Below are 21,370 nucleotides of genomic sequence, written 5' to 3'. Positions count from 1 at the left end.
GCACCGCCGCCGGGCGCGCACCATCCACCGACTGGCCCACAATGGACCGGGTGAACGACCTCGACCGCGCCCCGGCCGCCCTGACCTCCTTCTCCGCGCTGCTCACCGCCGAAGGCCGGTCGCTGCTCGATCTCGACGAGGTGCGGGACGCCGATCCGGCACGGGAGCTCGCCGTCGCCACCCGACTGCGCCGCGAGCACCCGGCGGAGCTGGTCACGGCGGTGCTCGCACAGGCGCGGCTGCGGCGGCGCGCGGTGGCGAAGTTCGGCGCCGATGACGCGGGGCGGATGTTCTTCACCCCGAACGGCGTCGAGCAGGCGACGCGCACCAGCGTGGCCGTGCACCGCGCCGAGAGCTTCAAGTCCCTGGGCGTACGCAGCGTGGCCGATCTGTGCTGCGGCATCGGCGGCGACGCGATCGCCCTGGCCCGGGCCGGGATCGCCGTACTCGCCGTCGACCGTGACCCGCTGACCTGTGCGGTGGCGCGCGCGAACGCGGAGGCGCTTGGGCTCGCGGACCTCATCGAGGTGCGCGAGGCCGACGTCACCGAGGTCGACACGGCCGCGTACGACGCGGTGTTCGTGGACCCGGCGCGGCGTGGCGGGCGGGGTCGCATCTTCGACCCCGAGGCCTACTCCCCACCCCTCTCCTGGGCCGTCCGGGCCGCTCTCAAGGCCCCGCACGCGGCACTGAAGATCGCCCCCGGCATTCCGCACGAGGCCGTTCCCGCCGAGGCCGCGGCGGAGTGGATCTCGGACGGCGGTGACGTGAAGGAGGCCGTGCTGTGGTTCGGCACGGACGCCCCGTCCTCGCACCGCGCGACGCTGCTGCCCTCGGGCGCCTGTCTGTCGTCCCCGCTCGACGCGATGCTGCCGGACCCGCAGGTACGGGCGGTGGGCCGCTATCTCTACGAACCGGACGGCGCCGTCATCCGTGCGCATCTGGTGGCGGAGGTGGCCGCGCGGGTGGAGGGCGGTCTCATCGACGAGACCATCGCGTACGTCACCTCCGACGCGCTGCACGCGACGCCGTACGCGGTGGCGTACGAGATCACCGATCAACTGCCCTTCGGCGTCAAGAAGTTGAAGGCGGTGCTGCGGGAGCGGGAGGTGGGGATCCTGACGGTGAAGAAGCGGGGTTCAGCGGTGGAGCCGGAAGAGCTGCGGCGCAAGGTGAAGCCGCAGGGCAAGAACTCCGCGACGGTGTTCCTTACGCGGGTGGCGGGGGCGCCGGCGATGTTGATCGGGCGGCCGGTGGGGGCCTGAAGGCGGGGCGTCGCTCGCCCTCGTCACCGGCTCCGCCGAGTTCGTCCTCAAACGCCGGACGGGCTGATTCCTTCCGCCCGCCCCAGCAACAACTCCCGCTCCCGCTCATTGCGCGTAAGCCCCGCCGCCCGCTCGAACTCCCCCCGCGCCTCCGCCGCACGGCCCAGGCGCAACAGCAGGTCACCCCGCACGCTCGGCAGCAGGTGATAGCCCTTCAGAGCGGGCTCGTCCCGCAGCGCGTCCACCAGGCGCAGCGCCTCCGCCGGGCCCGAGGCCATCGACACCGCCACCGCGCGGTTCAGTTCGATCACCGGTGAGGGAGTGCGGGCGGCCAGGAGTTCGTACAGGGCGACGATCCGGGGCCAGTCCGTCTCCTCGTACGAAGCGGCGTTCGCGTGGCAGGCGGCGATCGCGGCCTGGAGTGCGTAAGGACCCGCCGCTCCCGCAGCCGCCGCGTGTGCGCGGGCGAGGGCGGCGAAGCCCCGCCGGATCAGGAGGCGGTTCCAGTGGCGGCGGTCCTGGTCGGCGAGGAGCACCGGCTCGCCCTTCGGGCCCGTACGCGCCGCCGCGCGGGACGTCTGGAGCTCCAACAGCGCCGCGAGGCCGTGCACTTCGGCCTCCTGCGGCATCAGCCCGGCAAGGACGCGGGCGAGCCGGAGGGCGTCCTCGCACAGGGACGGCCGCAGCCAGTCGTCGCCCGCGGTGGCCGCGTACCCCTCGTTGAAGATGAGGTAGATGACTTCGAGCACCGACCCGAGCCGGGCCTCGCGCTCGGCTCCGTACGGCACTTCGAAGGGCACGCCCTTGGCGGCGAGGGTGCGCTTGGCGCGCACGATGCGCTGGGCCACCGTCGATTCGGGGACGAGGACCGCGCGGGCGATCTCCGTCGTCGTGAGACCGCCGAGCAGCCGCAGCGTGAGCGCGATGCGGGCCTCGGCGGAGAGCACGGGGTGGCAGGCGGTGAAGACGAGGCGCAGGAGGTCGTCGTCGATGTCATCGGGGTCGACGGGCTCGTCCACGTGGGGTGGGGCGGCCTCCAGGTCGCGGCCCATCTCCGCCAACTTGCGCGCGTAGCGCTCCCTGCGGCGTACGAGGTCGATGGCGCGGCGCTTGGCGGTGGTCATCAGCCAGGCGCCCGGGTTGTCGGGGACGCCGGTCAGCGGCCACTGTTCGAGCGCGGCGACCAGCGCGTCCTGCGCGAGCTCCTCCGCGATGCCGACGTCGCGCACGATCCGCGCGACACCGGCGATGAGGCGCGGCGACTCTATGCGGAAGACCGTCTCGATGGCGCCGCTGGGGGTGTCCGGGCGAGGGGTGTCCGGGCGAGGGGGCTCTGAGGAGTGGGCCGTCACGGCCACCCATCAGAGCACCCCCGCGGTGTCACCGCAAAGGGCCGGCGAGAGCCGGCCAGGGCAGGCGAGAGCCTGCGCCGGCCGCTCAGCCCTCGATGATCTCCCGGACCTCAGCCGTCACGGTCCAGTGCTCGTCGTGGGTCTTCAGGAACCGGCTCGCCCACTCGACCGCCTCGGCCTTGTCCTTGCACTGCGTGATCGAGTAGCCGCCGACGACCTCCTTGGCCTCGGTGAACGGGCCGTCCGTGACGGACACCTTGCCGCCCTCGAAGTGCACCTGGGTGGTCTGGGCGCTCGGGGTGAGCCCGGCGGTGTCGAGCATGACGCCCGCCTTGGTGATCTCCTCCAGCAGCGCACCCATGCGCTCGCCCATCTCGGGGCTGGGGCCGCCCTCGGGGGAGTTCTTCTCGTTGACGCGGATCATCGTCAGAAAGCGCGGCATGGTCATGTCTCCGTTCGGCTGTCGCATGCCCTGCGGGCCGGGCGACGGGCGGGGCTTCTCCCCGCCTCTCACCTCTGCGTCGAACGGTAGGGGCGCGGATCGACATCGTCTGCGAGATTCTCCGGACTTTTTTCGGGAGCAGCGGTGTCGGACGCCTCCGCGACCGTCTCAGCGGACGTTTCCGCAGGTCGCGAAGGTGTACGCGCCGGATGCAGCACCGCGGTGGCCGCCGCTGCCGCCACGAGCAGCGCGGCGGCGACCCCGAAAGCGGTCGCGTACCCGTCCGCCAGCGCGCCGGGGCTCCGGCCGTTCCCCGTACCCGCCGTGACACCCGAAGCCACCGTCACCAGAACAGCGAGCCCCAGCGAACCGCCCAGCTGACGCGAGCTGTTGAGCAGCCCCGAAGCCATCCCGGTCTCCCCCGCGGCCACACCGGAAGTCGCCGCCGTCCCCAGCGGCACGAAGCACATGCCGATGCCGACGCTCGCCACCAGCGAGGGCCCCAGGACGGACCCGAGGAACGTGCCGTCGGGCCCGACCGTGAGCGCGAACCACACGAACCCCGCCGCCCCGAGGAGCCCCCCGGTCACCAGCGTCACCCGCTCCCCGAAGCGCCCTGCGTTCCGCGTCGAGATCACCGACCCGGCGACGACGCCCGCGCAGAACGGCAGGAACGCCGCCCCCGCCCGCGTCGATCCGTACGACATGACCTCCTGGAGGTAGAGCGAGGTGAAGTAGAAGGCGGCGAACTGCCCCGACGACATCAGCAGCGCGAACGCGTTGGCGGAGAGCACCGGCCGGTTCGCGAGCAGGCCGAGCCGGAGCAACGGTTGACGCTGCCGGGCCTCGACGACGGCGAACGCGGCGAGCAGCACCGCCGCGGCTCCCAGCGTGCCGAGCGTCGTGCCGGATCCCCACGCGTACGTCTCCGTGCGGACGAGGCCGAGGACGAGCACCGCCATGCCGCCCGTGACCAGCAGGGCGCCCACCACGTCGAGGCGCGGCGCGGGCCCGGTGCGCCGGTCGGCGGGCACGCCGTGCCGTGAGAGCAGCAGCACCGCGAGCACCACCGGGACGTTGATCAGCATCACCGAGCGCCAGCCCGCCCAGTCCGTGAGCAGCCCGCCCGCCATCACACCGACCGCACCGCCGAGCGCGCCCGCCGCGCCCCAGAGCCCGAGCGCCCGTGAACGCGCGGGCCCGGCGGCGTAGTTGACGGTGATCAGCGCGAGCGCGACGGGAGCGAGTGCCGCCGCGCCCGCGCCCTGCACGGCCCGCGCCGCGACGAGCTGCCCCGGCGTCTGCGCGAGCCCGCCCGCCAGGCTCGCGATGCCGAAGACCGCGAACCCGGCGAGCAAGGTGCGCCGCCGCCCTGCGACGTCAGCGAGGCGCCCGCCCAGCATGAGGAGGCCGCCGAAGGCGAGCGCGTAGGCGTTGACGACCCAGAGCAGCGAATCGGCGCCGAAGCCGAGGTCGTCGCCGATGTCGGGCAGCGCGATGTTCACCACGGACATGTCGAGGGAGACCAGGAACTGCACGGTGAGCAGCACCGGCAGCAGCCAACGGGTCCCCGAGGTTGTCGAGTCAACGGGATTCACCATGCCCGGAGACATTACTATACGCGTATAGAAAATGCAGTGGATTGCGTGCCCTCGCGCACCCCGGTCCCACCGCAGGCGCGACAATCAGCCACGTGGAAGCAGAGAAAGCGGAAGTAGCGGAAGTAGCGAAGAAGAGGAAACGCGGCCGCCCCAGCCGCATCGACCTCGACACGATCGTCGGCATCGCGCGCCGCATCCTCCAGGAAGAGGGCGTCGCCGCCCTGAGCATGCGCCGGGTCGCCAAGGAGGTCGGTACGACCCCGATGGCGCTCTACCACCACGTACGCGACAAGGACGAGCTCCTGATGCTCACCCTGGCCGGGACCGCCGACTCGGTCCCGCGCCCCGAGCTCCCCGACGACCCGCGCGACCGGATGCTCGCGGTCTCCGTGCACATGCACGGCACGCTGGCGCGGATGCCCTGGGTGGTCGAGGTGCTCAGCCTCGGCGACCTCACCGACAAGGGCGCCCTGTGGATGGTCGAGGAGATCATCGACTGCTGCATGACCTGCGGCCTGTCCCCGGCCCGGGCCGTCGCCGCCTACCGGACGATCTGGCACTGCGTCTACGGCGACCTGGTCTTCCGACAGGCGATGGCCCGCCGCGCCGAGGAGCCGGACCGGGCGCGCCACTTCCCCGACATGCTCACGGACGCGGACGCCGAAGAGCTGCCCCACATGACCGCACTCGCCGACCGCTGGCTGGAACTGACGGAGGCTTACGACATGTCCGTGCAACTGGGAGCGGTCATCGACGGGCTGCTGCGGGCGGGGGAACGCGGCTGACGCACCCCCGCCTCCGCGTCAGTCCGTGCCGAGCGACTCGAACCGCCACCGGTGCACCGCCCGCGTCACCAACTCCGGGGTCGGCTCCGGGAGTTCGGGAAGGTCGGCGTCGTAAGGGGCGTCCCACCAGGTCAGGACGAGCACCCGGTCCTGCGGGGCACGGAAGCTCTCCCGCCGGACCGGATCGCCGTCCAGGACCTGCGCGCGCGCCCACGCGAGCAGTTCCCCGCCCCGGCCTTCGACGGCACGGGCCTCCCACATCAGCGCGACGGTCACGAGTACAGGTTCTCCTTGCTGACCTCGTGGACGTGGTCGTGGTCGTGAGAGTGCGAGTGGCCGGGGACGTGCGGCTCCGTCACCGGGAGCGAGGAGTCCGCCGACAGGTCCCAGTCGGATGCCGAGCGGTTGCGTGCCACCATCTCCGCGCCGAGCGCGGCGACCATCGCGCCGTTGTCCGTGCACAGCTTCGGCCGCGGCACCCGCAGCCGGATACCGGCCGCGTCACACCGCTCCTGCGCCATGGCGCGCAGCCGCGTGTTGGCGGCCACGCCACCGCCGATCATCAGGTGGTCCACGCCTTCGTCCTTGCAGGCGCGCACGGCCTTGCGGGTCAGCACGTCGACGACGGCCTCCTGGAAGGACGCCGACACGTCACGGACGGGGACCTCCTCGCCCGCGGCCCGCTTGGCCTCGATCCAGCGCGCGACGGACGTCTTGAGGCCGGAGAAGGAGAAGTCGTACGCCGGGTCGCGCGGCCCGGTCAGGCCGCGCGGGAAGGCGATCGCGTCCGGGTCGCCCTCCTTCGCGTACCGGTCGATGACGGGACCGCCGGGGAAGCCGAGGTTGAGCACCCGCGCGATCTTGTCGAAGGCCTCGCCCGCCGCGTCGTCGATGGTCGCGCCCAGGGGCCGTACGTCCGAGGTGATGTCGGCGGAGAGCAGCAGCGAGGAGTGCCCGCCGGAGACCAGGAGCGCCATCGTCGGCTCGGGCAGCTTGCCGTGCTCCAACTGATCGACGCAGATGTGCGAGGCCAGGTGGTTCACGCCGTAGAGGGGCTTGCCGAAGGCGTACGCGAACGCCTTGGCCGCCGAGACGCCCACGAGCAGCGCGCCCGCGAGACCGGGGCCCGCGGTCACCGCGATGCCGTCCAGGTCCTTCGCCGTGACGCCCGCTTCCTTCAGGGCGCGGTCGATGGTCGGCACCATCGCCTCCAGGTGCGCGCGCGAGGCGACCTCGGGGACGACGCCCCCGAAGCGGGCGTGCTCGTCGACGCTGGAGGCGATGGCGTCGGCGAGCAGCGTGGTGCCGTGGACGATGCCGACGCCGGTCTCGTCGCAGGAGGTCTCGATGCCGAGAACGAGAGGTTGGTCGCGCGAGTCAGCCATGGGTGTCGGTTCCTTGTACGGATGTTGATGGATCGGTCAGACGCATCACCAGGGCGTCCACGTTGCCCGGCTGGTAGTAGCCGCGCCTGAAGCCGATGGGCTCGAAGCCGAAGCGCTCGTACAGCTTCTGCGCCCGGGTGTTGTCGACCCGCACCTCGAGCATCACCTCGGCGCACTCGAAGGCGGTCGCCGCGCTCAGCAGGTCGGCGAGGAGCCGGGAGCCGAGCCCCGTGCCCCAGTGGCTCGGGGCCACCGCGATGGTCTGTACGTCGGCCTGGTCGCCGCCCGACGCGAGCCCCGCGTACCCGACGAGCCGCCCCTCGTCTATCGCCACCACATAGCGGCGGGTGGCCTGCGGCCCGCGCGCGTGCGAGAGCTCGGACCAGAACATGCCGCGCGACCATGCGTCGTCCGGGAAGAGCTCCTTCTCGAGGACGAAGACCGGTTCGATGTCCCACCAGCGCATCTCGCGCAGGACAGCTGTCGTCACGGACGTCACTTGGGGGTGACCACCTTGTAGTTTTTGGGCACCTGCGCGTCGGGCCGGCGCAGGTACAGCGGCCTGGGAGCCAGCAGCTCCTGACCCGCGGCGAGCTTCTCCGCGGCGAGGGACGCGAGCGAGGCCGCCGATACGTTCTCGGGGGCGCGGGCGTCGGGGAAGGTCTCGGGGTAGAGCACCGCGCCCGCGCCGGCGGCGGGCAGGCCCGCCACCTCGTCCGCGATGTCGGCGGGACGGTCCACGGCGGCCTCGGTGAGGCGGGTGCGGGGGTCCGCGTACCGCGCCCAGTAGACCTCCTTGCGCCGCGCGTCCGTGGCGACCACGAAGGGCCCGCTCTCGACGCCGGACTCGTACGCGAGGCCGTCGAGCGTGCAGACCCCGTGCACCGGCACGCCGAGCGCGAGTCCGAAGGTCTCTGCGGTCATCAGGCCGACGCGCAGGCCGGTGTAGGGGCCGGGGCCCACGCCGACGACGATGCCGGTCACGGCGTCGAGTCTCAGCCCGGCTTCGGCGAGGACCCGGTCGACGGCGGGGAGCAGCAGCTCGCCATGACGGCGGGCGTCCACCTGGCTGGAGGCTGCGACGACGGACGAGCCGTCGTGCAGCGCGACGGTGACGGCGGGGGTGGCGGTATCCAGAGCGAGCAAGAGCACGCGAATAGCCTACGGCTCCGGCGCCCGGCGCACGGCCGACCGGGCATGCCGCACACCTGCTGCTAACGTCACCCCATAGCCGTACGGAGTACGAAGAGGGTGGCGCAGTTGTCCAGGAGCAGCTCGGGATTCGTGGCCGGGCTCACCGCCGCCGCGGTCGCCGCGGTCGGCTTCCTCGCTTACCAGGCGTCGGCCAGCGCGCCGGACGACCTGGGCAAGAAGCCGGGCAAGTCCCCCTCGGCCTCGGCCCCGCGCTCCCCCAAGGACAAGACCGACCCGACGGCGGTCCCGGCGCAGTCCGGTACGGGCGAGCGGGTCGTCTACTCCGTGGGCGACGACCGCGTATGGCTGGTCGGCGCCGCCGGCAAGGCGCAGCGCACCTTCAAGGTCACGCCGAGCACGGTGGACCCGGCCCCCGGGACGTACGCCGTCACCTCGCGCTCGGGCACCGTCACCGGAACGGACGGCGTGGCGATCGAGCACGTCGTGCGCTTCGCGAACGTCGACGGCATCGCGATCGGCTTCAGCGCGGCGACGGACGGCTCCACGCCGAAGCCGGACCCGTCGAAGAAGACCGGCGGCATCCGCGAGTCGCGCAAGGACGGCAACGCGATGTGGGAGTTCGCGACGATCAGCAAGAAGGTCGTCGTCGTTCCGTAGGGCGTCGGTCGGCAGGACGGTTTCCCGTGGGCGCGGGGTCGCGCGGCGGTGTCGAGACCGCGCTCGCTGCGGCGCAGGACGCCAGCAGATCGTGCATGGAAACCCCCGCTGACCCCACTGGCCCTGCCGGCCCCGGCAGCCCGTGCGGCCGGGGCTGTACGTCACGTTCTGAAGCCGACATGGATGCCTCCTGGGCTCCGGGGGCAGACGTGGTTAGGTAGACCTAACCAGTACTGGCATCCATGTGACCATGCCGGACGCGCGCCGCGCAACATCTTGCCGACGCCTTGTCGGAATGTTCGGGCGAAAAGACGAAAGCCCTGGCCGGAAGACGAGAGTCCTGGCCGAAAGACGGGATTCAGGCCGGGAGCAGGGTGACTCAGACCTTCAGCAGCGTGCCTCAGGCCGAGAGCAGCGTGAGATCGGCCTGCGCCCACCGCTCCCCGACGCCGGTCAGCGTCACTTCGCGCACCTCGTCCGTCGTGTCGCCGACGGCGCGGTCGATGACGACGCGCAGCCGCTCGTCCGAGAGGTCCTCGACCTTGCCGTCGCCCCACTCCACGACGATCACCGATTCGGGCAGCGAGACGTCCAGGTCGAGGTCCTCCATCTCGTCGAGCCCGCCGCCCAGGCGGTACGCGTCCACATGTACGAGGGGAGGCCCGTCGGACAGGGAGGGATGGACGCGGGCGATGACGAAGGTCGGGGACGTGACGGCGCCCCGGACACCGAGGCCCTCGCCCAGGCCGCGGGTCAGTGTCGTCTTGCCTGCGCCGAGCTCGCCGGTGAGCATCACGAGGTCACCGGGGCGCAGCAGCTTGGCCAGGCGGCGACCCAGGTCGCCCATCTGCTCGGGGGAGGTGACGGTGAGGTCGAGGGAGTTCACGGGGGCCGGGTTGTGCGGTGCTTCCATGCCCACCCACGTTAGCCGCTGGACGTCCGTGCCCCGGCCGCCTCGGGCACCGCTCCCGCCCGCGCGAGAAGGTCCGCCAGGCGGTCCGTGACCAGTTCGGGGTGCTCCAGCATGACCAGGTGCCCCGCGTCCGGGACGAGCACGAGCTCGGCGTCCGGGAGCAGATCGGCGATGACCTCGCTGTGCTCGCTGGGAGTCACCAGGTCCTTGTCACCGGCGAGCACGAGCACCGGCAGCTCGGCGAAGTGCTTCAGGGCCTCCGTCTTGTCGTGCTCAGCGAACGCCGGATAGAACTCCGCGACCACGTCGATGGGCGTCGACTCGATCATGCGCTCGGCAAACCGCGAAATGGCCGGATCCACGTCCTTCGACGAGAACGAGTAGCGCTTGATGATCCCGGCGAAGAGGTCCGCGGTGGCCCGCCGCCCCTTCTCCACGAGATCGGCCTGGGAGCCGAGGGCCTTCAGGACCCCCGGAAGCAGTCGCCGCACGGCGTTCATCCCGGCGACCGGGAGGCCGAAGTTGACCTCGCCGAGCCGCCCGGACGACGTACCGACAAGGGCGACGCCGACGACGCGCTCACGGATCAGCTCCGGGCAGTGGTCGGCGAGGGCCATCGTCGTCATGCCGCCCATGGAGTGCCCGACCAGGACCAGCGGCCCCTCGGGCGCCGCCGCGTCGATGACGGCCTTCAGGTCCCGCCCCAACTGGTCGATGGAGACCGGCGTCCTGTCCGCCAGCTGCGCCGCCCCGCGCTCCGATCGGCCGTGGCTGCGCTGGTCCCAGTACACGCAGCGCACCACACCGCGCAGGGCCGCCCGCTGGAAGTGCCAGGAGTCCTGGCTCAGACAGTAGCCATGGCTGAAGACGACGGTGACCGGAGCGGGTGCCCTGCGTCCGAAGAGCCTGCGGCGGCGCGGGGCCTGCGCGCCGTCCGTCTCGACCTCGTCGACCTCGTACGACAGCTCCGTGCCGTCGTCGGCGTACGCCTGGCCCGGCGTGCCGCGCAGCGATCCGTACGGCCCCGACGCGTCGAGTGCGAGCCGCGCCTTCTTGCGCATGCCGCGGCCGACGGTCAGCCGCTCGATGGCGACACCGGCGGCGGCACCCGCGGCGACGACGCCTATCGCGGCACCGGCAAGGCCGGCCCTGCGCCAGTTCCCGGCCGTCGCGGCGACTTCCGTCACCGCTTGTGCGGCCGCCCCCGTGCTGGTCTCACTCACGTGCCGCTCCTACTCAGTCGTCGGGTCGCTCATTCACATGGACGCGCGGAACACGCGAACCGATGCGGGTGACGATCTCGTACGCGATGGTGCCCGCTGCCCGGGCCCAGTCCTCGGCGGTCGGCTCCCCCCGGTCGCCGGGGCCGAACAGGACGGCTTCGGAGCCCACCGCGGGCTCGTCTCCGCCCAGGTCGACCACGAACTGGTCCATCGCCACCCTTCCCGCGACCTTCCGCAACTTGCCGCCCACAAGGACGGGCCCGGTGCCCGAGGCGTGGCGCGGGATGCCGTCCCCGTACCCGAGCGGGACGAGCCCGAGGGTCGTCTCGCCGGGCGTGACGTACTGATGCCCGTAACTGACGCCGTGACCCCCCGGAGCGTGCTTCACGAGGGCGAGCGACGCGCTGAGCGTCATGACGGGCCGCAGCCCGAAGTCCTCCGGAGTGCCGACATCCGGAACGGGCGAGATCCCGTACATCGCGATGCCGGGGCGTACGAGATCGAAGTGGGTCTCCGGAAGCGTGAGCGTGCCGGGCGAGTTGGCGATGTGCCGCACCTCGGGCCGGATGCCGCGCTCCTCGGCGGCGGCGACCATCTCCCGGAACAGCTCCAGCTGAGCGGCGATGGAGGGATGCCCCGGCTCATCGGCACAGGCGAAGTGCGACCAGATGCCGGTGACGCGCACGAGCCCCTCGGCCTCGGCCTGCCTGGCCTGTGAGACCAACTCGGGCCAGTCGGCGGGCATGCAGCCGTTGCGTCCGAGTCCGGTGTCGGCCTTCAGCTGGATACGGGCGGTCCGCCCCGCGTCCCGCGCCGCGGACACCACTTCGCGCAGGGCCCACATACCACTCACGGACATATCAAGATCAGCTTCGACACCCTCGCGCCAGGGCCCGCCGGGAGTCCACAGCCAGCACATCACCCGGCCCCCGATCCCGGCGGCCCGCAGCGCGAGGGCCTCCTCGGGGGTCGCTGTGCCCACCCAGGTGGCGCCCGCCTCGACTGCGGCGCGGGCGCAGGGCACCATTCCGTGGCCGTACGCGTCCGCCTTCACGACGGCCATGAAGGCGGCGCCTGGCGCGTGGGCGCGCAAAGAGCGCACGTTGGCCCGGAGGGCGGCCAGGTCGATCTCGGCACGGGCACGCAAGGGTGCGGTCTCAGTCATATCGCCGCCCAGTCTCTCAGAGCCCGCCAACACCCTGTCAGCAGCCGCCACCCGCCTGCCGGCAACACCCCCCAATCCACCCCTGCCCGAACCCCCGCGACCTCACCTGCACCGAACAAGCCTTCCCCACCCACCCGCCCGATTGCCCCGCATCCGCCCTGACCGCACAGGCTCTCCCGCCCGCCCGATTGCCCCGCATCCGCCCCCTGGAGGCCGCAGTCGGCGTCGAGACGCGAGGGGGTGTGTCGGTATTTCCGCCCGGAGCACGGTTCGCAGCGCTCCCCAGCCGAAGCATCGAGACGCCCGCAGGCGGATGGCGAGGACGGACATACCGGCGCGCACCCGCACCCACCCACGAAGCGAAGCCGCACCGGAACGCACCCGCACCCGGCAGCGCTCGCAAGGGGGTGTGCCGGTATTTCCGCCCGGAGCACGGTTCGCAGCACTCCCCACCCGAAGCAACCAAGCGCCCACCAGCGGATGGCGAGGACGGACATACCGGCGCGCACCCGCACCCACAACCGGACCAGCCCCGCCCCCGCCAAAGCCGGACGCTAGTCCCCCCGCACATCCCGCCAAGCCACCGGAACCGCCTCCGCCACATCATGCGCCCCCACCGGCGCCCCATCCGCCGCAAGCCGCCCCGCAAGGCCATGCAGATACGCCCCCACGGCCCCCGCGTCCAACGCCCCGAGCCCCGCCGCCAGCAACGCCCCCGCAAGCCCCGAAAGCACGTCCCCGCTCCCCGCGGTGGCCAGCCACGGCGTCCCCGTCGGATTGACCCGCACCACCCCGCTCCCACCGCCCCCACCGCTCCCACCGCCAGCGGCACCCGCAACCAGAGTCGTAGACCCCTTCAGCAGCACAGTCGCCCCGTACCGCCCCGCCAACTCCCGCACAGCGGCAAGCCGCCCCCGCTCGACCTCCTCCCGCGCCACACCCAGCAGGGCAGCAGCCTCCCCCGCATGCGGCGTGAGCAAAGTAGGCGCGCTGCGCCCCCGCACCACCGCCTCATCGGCAAGCCGCAGCCCGTCCGCGTCGATCAGCACGGGCACATCCGCGCCGACCACGTCCTCGAGCCGCTCGGAGTCGTCCCCGAGCCCCGGACCGACCACCCAGGCCTGCACCCGCCCCGCCTTGGACGGCGGCCCCGCGGACACGAGGGTCTCCGGGAACCGTGCGATGACCGCGTCCGCGGCATGCCCCACGTAACGCACGGCCCCCGCACCGCCCCGCAGCGCACCGGCGACGCAGAGCACAGCCGCTCCGGGATACCGGCCGGACCCGGCGACGATCCCCACGACACCCCGCCGGTACTTGTCGCTTTCCCCGGTCGGCATCGGCAGAAGCGAGGCCACATCGGCGTACTGAAGCGCCTCAACCTCGCCCTCGCCCTCGCCCAGCACAGCCCCGAGCCCGATGTCCACAAGCCGCACAACCCCCGCGTACTCCCGCCCCGGATCGATCAACAGCCCCGGCTTGTACGCCCCGAACGTCACCGTCACGTCCGCCCGCACGGCCGCCCCGGCAACCTCCCCGCTGTCCGCGTCGACCCCGCTCGGCAGGTCCACGGCGACCGCAGGCACCCCGGACTCCCGTACCGCACCCGCCAGTTGAGCAGCCGGCGCCCGCAGCCCGCCCTTCCCCCCGATGCCCACGATCCCGTCCACGACAAGGTCGGCCCGCCCCAGCACACCCTCCGCGCCCTCACTCGCGACGACCCGCCCCCCGGCCGCCCGAAAGGCCGCAAGCCCGCCCGCATGCACCCGTTCGGGTGAGAGCAGCACCGCGGAAACCCCCGCCCCGCGCCGGGCGAGCCGAGCCCCCGCGTACAGCGCGTCGCCCCCGTTGTCCCCGCTCCCCACGAGCAGCACGACCCGGGACCCGTACACCTTGCCGAGCACCTCGGCACAGACCACCGCGAGCCCCGCAGCGGCCCTCTGCATCAGGGCACCTTCCGGCACCCGGGCCATCAGCTCGCGCTCAGCGGCCCTGACCGTCTCCACCGAATAAGCAGTACGCATGCCCCGAGTGTCACCCGGCGCCCACCCCCCAGCAATCAGCCCTCAGCAATCAGCCCCGACGACCAACCCTCGGCAACCAGCCCTCCCCAACAAACCCCAGCAATCACCCCTCGGCAACCAGCCCTCCGCAACCAGCCCCAGCGATCACCCCTCCGCAATCACCACAGCCGAAGCCACCCCCGCGTCATGGCTGAGCGAGACATGCCACGACCGCACCCCCAGCTCGGCGGCCCGCGCGGCCACCGTCCCCTTCACCCGCAGCCGCGGCTGCCCGCTCTCCTCGACGAACACCTCCGCGTCCGTCCACCGCAGCCCGGAAGGCGCGCCCAAAGCCTTGGCCAGCGCCTCCTTGGCCGCGAAGCGCGCCGCCAGCGAGGCGATTCCCCGCCGCTCCCCGCTGGGCAGCAGCAGCTCACGCTCCACGAAGAGCCGCCCCGCCATCCCGGCCGTACGCTGCAGCGCCGCCTCGAACCGCTCGATCTCGGCCACGTCGATACCGACCCCAATAATCACGAGCAGCAGCCTACGAGCCCACCCGGCCCCAACCGCCCAAGCCCCGCAGGGTGACGCACCCCACCCCCCGCCCCGTTCAAACAGCCGTAACAATGGACTGTGATCTCTTCGGTCTCCGTACCCCCGACGACCGCGCGGAGCGCCCACCGGCACAGGCCGGAGGCGACTCCCTACGTCGACCTCACCCGCACCGAGTGGAGCGCCCTGCGTGACAAGACGCCGCTCCCCCTGACCGCCGCGGAGCTGGAGAAGCTGCGCGGCCTGGGTGATGTCATCGACCTGGACGAGGTGCGGGACATCTATCTGCCGCTCTCCCGCCTCCTGAACCTCTACGTAGGCGCCACGGACGGCCTGCGCGGCGCGCTCAACACCTTCCTCGGCGAGAAGGGCTCCCAGTCGGGCACGCCGTTCGTCATAGGGGTCGCCGGCTCGGTGGCCGTGGGCAAGTCGACCGTCGCCCGCCTCCTCCAGGCCCTGCTCTCCCGCTGGCCCGAGCACCCCCGCGTGGAGCGCGTGACGACGGACGGCTTCCTGCTGCCGACCAGGGAGCTTGAGGCCCGCGGCCTGATGTCCAGGAAGGGCTTCCCGGAGTCGTACGACAGAAGGGCCCTGACCCGCTTCGTGGCGGACATCAAGGCGGGCAAGGACGAGGTGACGGCGCCCGTCTACTCCCACCTGATCTACGACATCGTGCCGGACCAGCGCCTGACCGTCCGGCGCCCCGACATCCTCATCGTCGAGGGCATCAACGTCCTGCAGCCGGCCCTCCCCGGCAAGGACGGCCGCACCCGGGTGGGGCTCGCCGACTACTTCGACTTCAGCGTGTACGTGGACGCCCGCGCCGAGGACATCGAGCGCTGGTACCTGAACCGCTTCAAGAAGCTGCGCGCCACGGCGTTCCAGGACCCGTCCTCGTACTTCCGCAAGTACACCCAGGTCTCGGAGGAGGAGGCCCTGGACTACGCCCGCACGACCTGGCGCACGATCAACAAGCCCAACCTCCTGGAGAACGTGGCCCCCACGCGCGGCCGGGCCGCCCTGGTCATCCGCAAGGGCCCCGACCACAAGGTGCAGAAGCTGAGCCTGCGCAAGCTCTGACCCCGCAGGGCCCACAGGGCCAGGCCGAAAACGCCGTACGCCCGTGCTGCCGAGCAGCACGGGCGTACAACAACACCTCACCACACAACTGGCCTAGCCCAGCGCGGACTTCACCACATCTGCGAGCCGCTCGGCCACGGACCGTGCCTGCTCGATGTCGGCGGCCTCGACCATGACGCGCACCAGCGGCTCCGTGCCGGACGAGCGCAGCAGCACCCGACCGGTGGCACCCAGTTCACGCTCGGCGTCGGCGACGGCGGCCGTCAGTTCGGCGGAGGTCGTGACCCGCGACTTGTCGACGTCGGGCACATTGATGAGGACCTGCGGAAGCCGCTCCATGACCCCGGCGAGCTCCGCGAGGCTGCGCCCGGTCTCGGCGACGCGCGCCGCGAGCAGCAGCCCGGTCAGCGTGCCGTCACCGGTGGTCGCGTGGTCCAGGACGATGACGTGCCCGGACTGCTCGCCGCCGAGGGCGAAGCCGTGCTCCTTCATCGACTCCAGGACGTAGCGGTCGCCGACGGCCGTCTGCACCAGGGAGAGCCCTTCGCGCTCCATGGCGATCTTGAAGCCGAGGTTCGACATGACCGTGGCGACGACGGTGTCCTCGCGCAGCGTGCCGTGCTCCCGCATGGCGAGCGCCAGGACGGCGAGGATCTGGTCCCCGTCGACCTCGGCACCCGTGTGGTCCACGGCGAGGCAGCGGTCCGCGTCGCCGTCGTGCGCGACACCGAAGTCGGCGCCGTGCTCGACGACGGCGGCCTTGAGGAGGTCCAGGTGCGTGGACCCGCAGCCGTCGTTGATGTTCAGGCCGTCCGGCTTGGCGCCGATCGTGATGATCTCGGCACCGGCGCGCGCGAACGCCTCGGGCGAGACTCGGGCGGCGGCGCCGTGTGCCTCGTCGAGGACGATCGTCAGTCCGTCGAGGCGGTTGGGCAGCACGCCCAGGAGATGCGCGACGTACTGGTCGAGTCCCTGGTCGTACGTCCGCACGCGGCCGACGCCCGCGCCCGTGGGGCGCTGCCAGGGAGCGCCGGTGCGGTGCTCCTCGTACACGGACTCGATGCGGTCCTCCAGCTCGTCGGCCAGCTTGTGGCCGCCGCGCGCGAAGAACTTGATGCCGTTGTCCGGCATGGCGTTGTGGCTCGCGGAGAGCATCACGCCGAGGTCGGCGCCCAGCGCACCGGTGAGATGCGCCACCGCGGGGGTGGGCAGCACACCGACGAGCTGGACGTCCACGCCCGCGCTCGCGAGACCGGCGACCACCGCGGCCTCCAGGAACTCCCCTGACGCGCGGGGGTCTCGTCCGACCACCGCGACCGGCCGATGGCCCTCGAACGTGCCCACCTCGCCGAGCACATGAGCCGCCGCCACGGAGAGCCCGAGCGCGAGCTCGGCCGTCAGATCCGCGTTGGCGACACCGCGCACGCCGTCCGTGCCGAAGAGTCGTCCCACTGCTGTCCTCCTCCAGGGTTTCCGATAAACGAACGCCCCGGCAGCACACAACGTGCCGCCGGGGCGAACGAGCAGTACAAGCAGGCAGATTAACGCTTGCTGTACTGCGGAGCCTTGCGGGCCTTCTTGAGACCGGCCTTCTTGCGCTCGACCGCACGGTCGTCACGCTTGAGGTAACCGGCCTTCTTGAGGGCGGCGCGGTTGTTGTCGACGTCGGCCTCGTTCAGCGCACGGGCGACACCGAGACGGAGCGCACCGGCCTGGCCGGAGACGCCGCCACCCGAGATGCGGGCGATGACGTCGTAGCGGTCGTCGAGCTCGAGCACCTTGAAGGGCTCGTTGACTTCCTGCTGGTGAACCTTGTTCGGGAAGTAGTCCTCGAGCGTGCGCCCGTTGACCTTCCACTTGCCGGTGCCCGGGACGATCCGGACGCGGGCGATGGCGTTCTTGCGACGGCCCAGGCCGGCGGCCGGCTGGGGGTCGCCGAAGCGCGCGGCGTTCGACTCCGAGGTGTACTCGCCCTCGACGGGCGCCTCGGACTCGGTGGTGTACTGCTCGACGTCAACAACCTCGGTCTCTTCGACCGGCTGCTCAACGGTGGTCTCGGCCACGATTCTCCTCAGATTTCTTTACGTCTTTGGGGGTGGCCGGAACTACTGCGCGACCTGGGTGATCTCGAACGGGACCGGCTGCTGAGCGCCGTGCGGGTGCTGGTCGCCCGCGTAGACCTTCAGCTTCGAGAGCATCTGACGGCCCAGGGTGTTCTTGGGGATCATGCCCTTGATGGCCTTCTCGACGGCCTTCTCGGGGTTCTTCTCAAGAAGCTCGTCGTAGCGGACGGAACGCAGACCACCCGGGTAACCGGAGTGGCGGTACGCCATCTTCTGAGTCTTCTTGTTGCCGGAGAGGTGAACCTTCTCGGCGTTGATGATGATGACGAAGTCGCCCATGTCCATGTGGGGGGCGTAGATCGCCTTGTGCTTGCCCCGCAGGAGGTTGGCGGCAGTGGTCGCCAGACGGCCCAGGACGATGTCCTGCGCGTCAATGACGTGCCACTGGCGGGTCACATCGCCGGGCTTAGGGCTGTACGTACGCACTTCGTAGCCTTCGCTTCTTCAGTGGATGGGGTCCAGACACACGGCACCCAGGAAGCGATCATGCAGCTGGGGCTCACAATCGCCGGGACGCTGCCCGTATGCGAGCCACTGGTAACTGCTCCAGGGAACCTACGTATGGGCCCTTCGCGTGAGAACGACGACACCAATACGCATAACAATCGTCGAGACTACCCGCGCCGCCCCGTACCGGTCAAAACGCGGCCCTGGAAACCGGCACCGCCGACTCGCCGGCCACAGGCGGGTCAGCGCTTTCCAGCCTGATCCCGCTCGTCCGGACGCAGCTCCGGGCGACCGTGAGCGCCAGCACACAGAGCGTCACGCAGTCGCGGTACGCCCGCGTGGCACCCGGCTCCAGCCAGGGCCAGTCGAACCCCGGAACCTGCGGCACCAGCGCCAGCCAGAACCACGGCCCCCGGACCACCGCACCGGGCTCCCGGGCCCCGGCGAGCAGCAGCGGCACGACGACGAGCAGGTAATGGTCGTACGACGGCCTGGACACCAGGAAGGCCGCCAGCATCAGCATGACGGCCGTCTCGACGACCCGCTGCTCCGCCGTCCCCTCACCGCCCCGCCAGCGCCGCCACGCGCACCACACCCCCGCCCCCGCGGCCACGAGGGCCAGCAGCGTCGCCGCCCCCTGCGGCACCCCGAGCCGCGGCAGCACGGCCGCGGGCGACGCCTCATAGAGCCGTACGAAGCGGTCGTCGCCCCGCAGCAGGAACGGCAGCGTCCGCGTGAAGAACCCCGTCGGATCCGGCATGACGAACGCCACCCCCGCGGAAACCGCCGCGGGCACGAGCACCGCACCCCCGAGCGCCCGCCAGCGCCGTGCGAACACGAAGAGCAGCACGACGGGCGCGAGCAGCGGCTTCACGGCGACGGCCGCCCCGATCACCAGGCCCGCGGCCACCCACCTCCCCCGGCACACGAGGAGCAGCGCGAGCGGCAGCGCGGCGGCCGACGCCACGGTCCAGTTGCCGAGCTCGACGAGGTGCACGAACGGCGCGAAGCCCAGGGCGAGCGCCAGCAGCCCGAGCACCGCGAACCGGCTGCGCCACTCCACCCCGTAGATCCGCAGCGCACACACCCACCCGAAGACGAGCGAGGCCGCGACCCCGGTCGGGACGAGGTACCGCACGACGGACTCCGGAAGCAGCGCCTGCGGCACCGCGGCGAGCACCGCGCCCGGCAGATAGAGGAAGTGCCGGTCGGCATAGGGCGAGCGCCCTTCCAGCCAGGCCTCGGCCGCCCGCACCACGATGGCGTTGTCCATCCCGCCGCCCGGCCCCCGCAGCCCCACCCGGACGACCGTGGCGAGCAGCACGACACCGAGCGCCGCCCAGGCGTGCCAGGTCGCCGGCCGCAGCAACCACCCACTAAAAGCTACTTTGCCCGTATTCATACGCGTCAGGCTAGGTCGGCCACCTCCCCCGGCCCCCGCTCAACATCCCCAACTCCCCGTCTAAGATGCGGCGCATGAGCTTTGGGCAAGGGGGACCTCAGTGGGGTCCAGGGGATTCACGGACGCCTGACTGGGCGGCGCTCGCCGAGGCGTCCGAATCGCGCACCCGGCGCCGCAAATGGCTGATGATCGGCGGTGGCGCGCTCGCCACCGTCGTGGTCGCGGCCGCGGTCGCGGTGGGCGTCGTCTCCGCGAACAGCGACAACTCCTCCGCCTCGAACAAACCGGCCAGCGAGCTGCCCTCGACCGCGGACATCCCCGGCGCGAGCGAGAACCCCGGCCCGTCCTTCGAGGAGACGACACCGCCGCCCCCGCCGGACCCCAAGGAGTTCATCTCCAGCGCCAAGAAGGACAAGGCGCCGCTCGGCCCCGACACGCTCTTCCCCGGCAAGACGCTGACCTCGGGCGACCGCGTCTACAAGAAGGGCGCCACGGACAGCACGAAGAAGTGCGCGAGCGTCACCCAGGACGCACTCGGCACGCTCCTCACCAAGAACGACTGCACCGAGCTCTTCCGTGCCAGCTACGTGAAGGACAACATCGCCGTGACGGTCGGCGTCGCCGTCTTCGACACGGCGGCCCAGGCCAAGAAGGTCAACGATCAGGCGAACAAGGGCCTGGTCGTCTCGCTGCCCGGCAAGGGCGTGCCCAGCTTCTGCCGTACGGCGGTCTGCCGCGGCACGTACAACGCCTACGGCCGCTACGCCTACTTCACGACGTCCGGCTTCACCAGCGACAAGGACGTCACGGAGAAGGAGCGCAAGGTCTACACCGTCGGCAACGACCTGGCCCGCTTCACCTTCGGCCAGATCCACCGGCGGGGCGCGGCCCAGGCATCCGCCGCGGCGGGCGCCCCGCAGTAGTCCGGCGGCAGCCCGGCCGCCGGGGGCTCAGCAGCAGCCGGCGCCGGGCAACGTCCGCTTGTTGCGCGCTTCCTTGCTGCGCGCGGCGAGCAACTCGTCGGCGGGATAGCCGACTTCCTCGAGGGTGAGCCCGTGCGGCCGTACGACGTGCACGGCGGAGTCCCGCACCCCGGCGGCAAGAACCTTGGCCGGCCACTCGACGGGCCGGTGCCCGTCACCCACGAACAACATGGCACCCACCAGCGACCGCACCATGTTGTGGCAGAACGCGTCGGCCCGCACGGTCGCTTCGAGAATGCCGTCCGGCCGCCGCTCCCAGCGCAGTTCCTGGAGCGTACGAATGGTCGTGGCGCCCTCGCGCTTCTTGCAGTAGGCCGCGAAGTCATGCTCGCCGAGGAGCTTCTCGGCCGCCGCGTTCATGGCGTCGAGATCCAACTCCCAGTCGTGCCACAGCACATGACTGCGCAACAGCGGGTCGACACCGCCGGGGTGATCGGTCACGCGATAGGCGTAACGCCGCCACACGGCCGCGAACCGCGCGTTGAACCCGGCAGGGGCCTCGGCCACCTTCCAGACCCGCACGTCGTGCGGCAGCCGCCCGGCGAGCCTGCGCAGCAGCTTGTCACTGTGCTCGGCCCACACCTCATCGGGCAGATCGACGTGGGCGACCTGCCCCCGGGCGTGCACCCCGCTGTCGGTCCGCCCCGCGACGGTCAGCTCGTACGTCTCCTGCGACCGCGTCACGGTCCGCAGCGCGCTCTCGATCTCCCCCTGGACGGTCCGCTGCCCCTGCCGCTGCTTGGCCCAGCCGGAGAAGTCCTTGCCGTCATACGAAAGGTCAAGACGCACCCGCACGAACCCGGGCTCTACTTCATCACTCACACCAGTCATCCTCTC

At 71.6% G+C, this 21,370-nt stretch carries 22 protein-coding genes; 5 read left to right on the top strand and 17 right to left on the bottom strand.

Translation table 11 applies throughout. The features are described from left to right. Positions 1-41 precede the first annotated feature (41 nt). Positions 42-1,265 carry a class I SAM-dependent methyltransferase gene (locus ACWFR3_RS12705; protein ID WP_453734556.1) on the top strand — a complete coding sequence of 408 codons (1,224 nt, stop codon included), beginning with the start codon at positions 42-44 and terminating at the stop codon, positions 1,263-1,265. Positions 1,266-1,312: 47 nt separating this feature from the next. On the opposite strand, the gene ACWFR3_RS12700 is transcribed toward ACWFR3_RS12705, so the two are convergent. The 3 genes from ACWFR3_RS12700 to ACWFR3_RS12690 all read right to left on the bottom strand — a co-directional run bounded on the left by ACWFR3_RS12700 (position 1,313) and on the right by ACWFR3_RS12690 (position 4,660). Next, entirely contained in the window at positions 1,313-2,623 is a 1,311-nt protein-coding gene (locus tag ACWFR3_RS12700) for an RNA polymerase sigma factor (RefSeq protein WP_453734555.1), read from the bottom strand. A gap of 79 nt (positions 2,624-2,702) precedes the next feature. After that, positions 2,703-3,059: a YciI family protein gene (locus tag ACWFR3_RS12695; RefSeq protein WP_361182292.1), complete on the bottom strand. Its 357-nt coding sequence runs from the start codon at positions 3,057-3,059 to the stop codon at positions 2,703-2,705. A 68-nt stretch (positions 3,060-3,127) separates the two neighbouring features. Then, positions 3,128-4,660: an MFS transporter gene (locus ACWFR3_RS12690; protein WP_453734554.1), complete on the bottom strand. Its 1,533-nt coding sequence runs from the start codon at positions 4,658-4,660 to the stop codon at positions 3,128-3,130. A 92-nt stretch (positions 4,661-4,752) separates the two neighbouring features. Between ACWFR3_RS12690 and ACWFR3_RS12685 the strand changes: the two genes are divergently transcribed. Continuing rightward, positions 4,753-5,445, top strand: coding sequence for a TetR/AcrR family transcriptional regulator (locus ACWFR3_RS12685; RefSeq protein ID WP_453734553.1), 693 nt, complete (start codon positions 4,753-4,755; stop codon positions 5,443-5,445). Positions 5,446-5,463: 18 nt separating this feature from the next. Here the strand turns inward: ACWFR3_RS12685 and ACWFR3_RS12680 are convergent, their stop codons facing one another. The 4 genes from ACWFR3_RS12680 to tsaB are packed head-to-tail and all read right to left on the bottom strand — an operon-like array spanning position 5,464 to position 7,982. Beyond that, complete coding sequence (locus ACWFR3_RS12680; RefSeq protein WP_453734552.1) at positions 5,464-5,721, bottom strand: hypothetical protein; 258 nt, start codon at positions 5,719-5,721, stop codon at positions 5,464-5,466. After that, on the bottom strand, positions 5,718-6,830 hold the full coding sequence (tsaD, locus tag ACWFR3_RS12675; RefSeq protein ID WP_453734551.1) for a tRNA (adenosine(37)-N6)-threonylcarbamoyltransferase complex transferase subunit TsaD: 1,113 nt from the start codon (positions 6,828-6,830) through the stop codon (positions 5,718-5,720). The genes ACWFR3_RS12680 and tsaD overlap by 4 nt, the downstream gene beginning before the upstream one ends. After that, positions 6,823-7,296 (bottom strand): ribosomal protein S18-alanine N-acetyltransferase, encoded by a 474-nt coding sequence (gene rimI, locus ACWFR3_RS12670; protein ID WP_453734621.1) that lies wholly within the window; start codon positions 7,294-7,296, stop codon positions 6,823-6,825. Before rimI ends, tsaD begins: the two co-directional genes overlap by 8 nt. 29 nt (positions 7,297-7,325) lie before the next feature. Next, positions 7,326-7,982, bottom strand: a complete 657-nt coding sequence (tsaB, locus tag ACWFR3_RS12665; RefSeq protein WP_453734550.1) for a tRNA (adenosine(37)-N6)-threonylcarbamoyltransferase complex dimerization subunit type 1 TsaB — start codon at positions 7,980-7,982, stop codon at positions 7,326-7,328. Positions 7,983-8,090: 108 nt separating this feature from the next. Here tsaB and ACWFR3_RS12660 point away from each other — a divergent pair, with 108 nt between their 5' ends. Further along, positions 8,091-8,642 carry a hypothetical protein gene (locus ACWFR3_RS12660; protein ID WP_453734549.1) on the top strand — a complete coding sequence of 184 codons (552 nt, stop codon included), beginning with the start codon at positions 8,091-8,093 and terminating at the stop codon, positions 8,640-8,642. Between the two features lie 400 nt (positions 8,643-9,042). On the opposite strand, the gene tsaE is transcribed toward ACWFR3_RS12660, so the two are convergent. The 5 genes from tsaE to ACWFR3_RS12635 all read right to left on the bottom strand — a co-directional run bounded on the left by tsaE (position 9,043) and on the right by ACWFR3_RS12635 (position 14,480). Then, positions 9,043-9,555, bottom strand: coding sequence for a tRNA (adenosine(37)-N6)-threonylcarbamoyltransferase complex ATPase subunit type 1 TsaE (tsaE, locus tag ACWFR3_RS12655; protein ID WP_453734548.1), 513 nt, complete (start codon positions 9,553-9,555; stop codon positions 9,043-9,045). Between the two features lie 11 nt (positions 9,556-9,566). Beyond that, the gene (locus ACWFR3_RS12650; protein WP_453734547.1) at positions 9,567-10,778 is read right to left on the bottom strand and encodes an alpha/beta fold hydrolase; all 1,212 of its coding nucleotides are present in this window, start codon (positions 10,776-10,778) and stop codon (positions 9,567-9,569) included. A 13-nt stretch (positions 10,779-10,791) separates the two neighbouring features. Beyond that, positions 10,792-11,943 (bottom strand): alanine racemase, encoded by a 1,152-nt coding sequence (alr, locus tag ACWFR3_RS12645; protein ID WP_453734546.1) that lies wholly within the window; start codon positions 11,941-11,943, stop codon positions 10,792-10,794. 554 nt (positions 11,944-12,497) lie between these two features. Continuing rightward, entirely contained in the window at positions 12,498-13,967 is a 1,470-nt protein-coding gene (locus ACWFR3_RS12640; protein ID WP_453734545.1) for an NAD(P)H-hydrate dehydratase, read from the bottom strand. A 144-nt stretch (positions 13,968-14,111) separates the two neighbouring features. Further along, complete coding sequence (locus ACWFR3_RS12635) at positions 14,112-14,480, bottom strand: holo-ACP synthase (protein ID WP_453734544.1); 369 nt, start codon at positions 14,478-14,480, stop codon at positions 14,112-14,114. A 99-nt stretch (positions 14,481-14,579) separates the two neighbouring features. Between ACWFR3_RS12635 and coaA the strand changes: the two genes are divergently transcribed. Further along, complete coding sequence (gene coaA, locus ACWFR3_RS12630; RefSeq protein ID WP_453734543.1) at positions 14,580-15,578, top strand: type I pantothenate kinase; 999 nt, start codon at positions 14,580-14,582, stop codon at positions 15,576-15,578. A gap of 93 nt (positions 15,579-15,671) precedes the next feature. Here coaA and glmM read toward each other — a convergent pair whose 3' ends face one another. The 4 genes from glmM to ACWFR3_RS12610 all read right to left on the bottom strand — a co-directional run bounded on the left by glmM (position 15,672) and on the right by ACWFR3_RS12610 (position 19,514). Continuing rightward, positions 15,672-17,030 (bottom strand): phosphoglucosamine mutase, encoded by a 1,359-nt coding sequence (glmM, locus tag ACWFR3_RS12625; RefSeq protein ID WP_453734542.1) that lies wholly within the window; start codon positions 17,028-17,030, stop codon positions 15,672-15,674. A gap of 89 nt (positions 17,031-17,119) precedes the next feature. Further along, the gene (rpsI, locus tag ACWFR3_RS12620) at positions 17,120-17,641 is read right to left on the bottom strand and encodes a 30S ribosomal protein S9 (RefSeq protein ID WP_055548454.1); all 522 of its coding nucleotides are present in this window, start codon (positions 17,639-17,641) and stop codon (positions 17,120-17,122) included. 42 nt (positions 17,642-17,683) lie between these two features. Further along, positions 17,684-18,127, bottom strand: coding sequence for a 50S ribosomal protein L13 (gene rplM, locus ACWFR3_RS12615; protein ID WP_453734541.1), 444 nt, complete (start codon positions 18,125-18,127; stop codon positions 17,684-17,686). Positions 18,128-18,338: 211 nt separating this feature from the next. Next, positions 18,339-19,514 (bottom strand): glycosyltransferase family 87 protein, encoded by a 1,176-nt coding sequence (locus ACWFR3_RS12610; RefSeq protein ID WP_453734620.1) that lies wholly within the window; start codon positions 19,512-19,514, stop codon positions 18,339-18,341. A gap of 110 nt (positions 19,515-19,624) precedes the next feature. On the opposite strand from ACWFR3_RS12610, the gene ACWFR3_RS12605 reads away from it, so the two are divergent. Beyond that, positions 19,625-20,473: a hypothetical protein gene (locus tag ACWFR3_RS12605; RefSeq protein ID WP_453734540.1), complete on the top strand. Its 849-nt coding sequence runs from the start codon at positions 19,625-19,627 to the stop codon at positions 20,471-20,473. Between the two features lie 27 nt (positions 20,474-20,500). Here the strand turns inward: ACWFR3_RS12605 and truA are convergent, their stop codons facing one another. Beyond that, a complete protein-coding gene (gene truA / locus ACWFR3_RS12600; RefSeq protein WP_453734539.1) occupies positions 20,501-21,355 on the bottom strand; it encodes a tRNA pseudouridine(38-40) synthase TruA in 855 nt (284 codons plus the stop codon). Positions 21,356-21,370 lie beyond the last annotated feature (15 nt).

This window comes from Streptomyces sp. NPDC055189, assembly GCF_053606765.1.
This window is presented reverse-complemented; position numbering and strand designations above follow the sequence as displayed.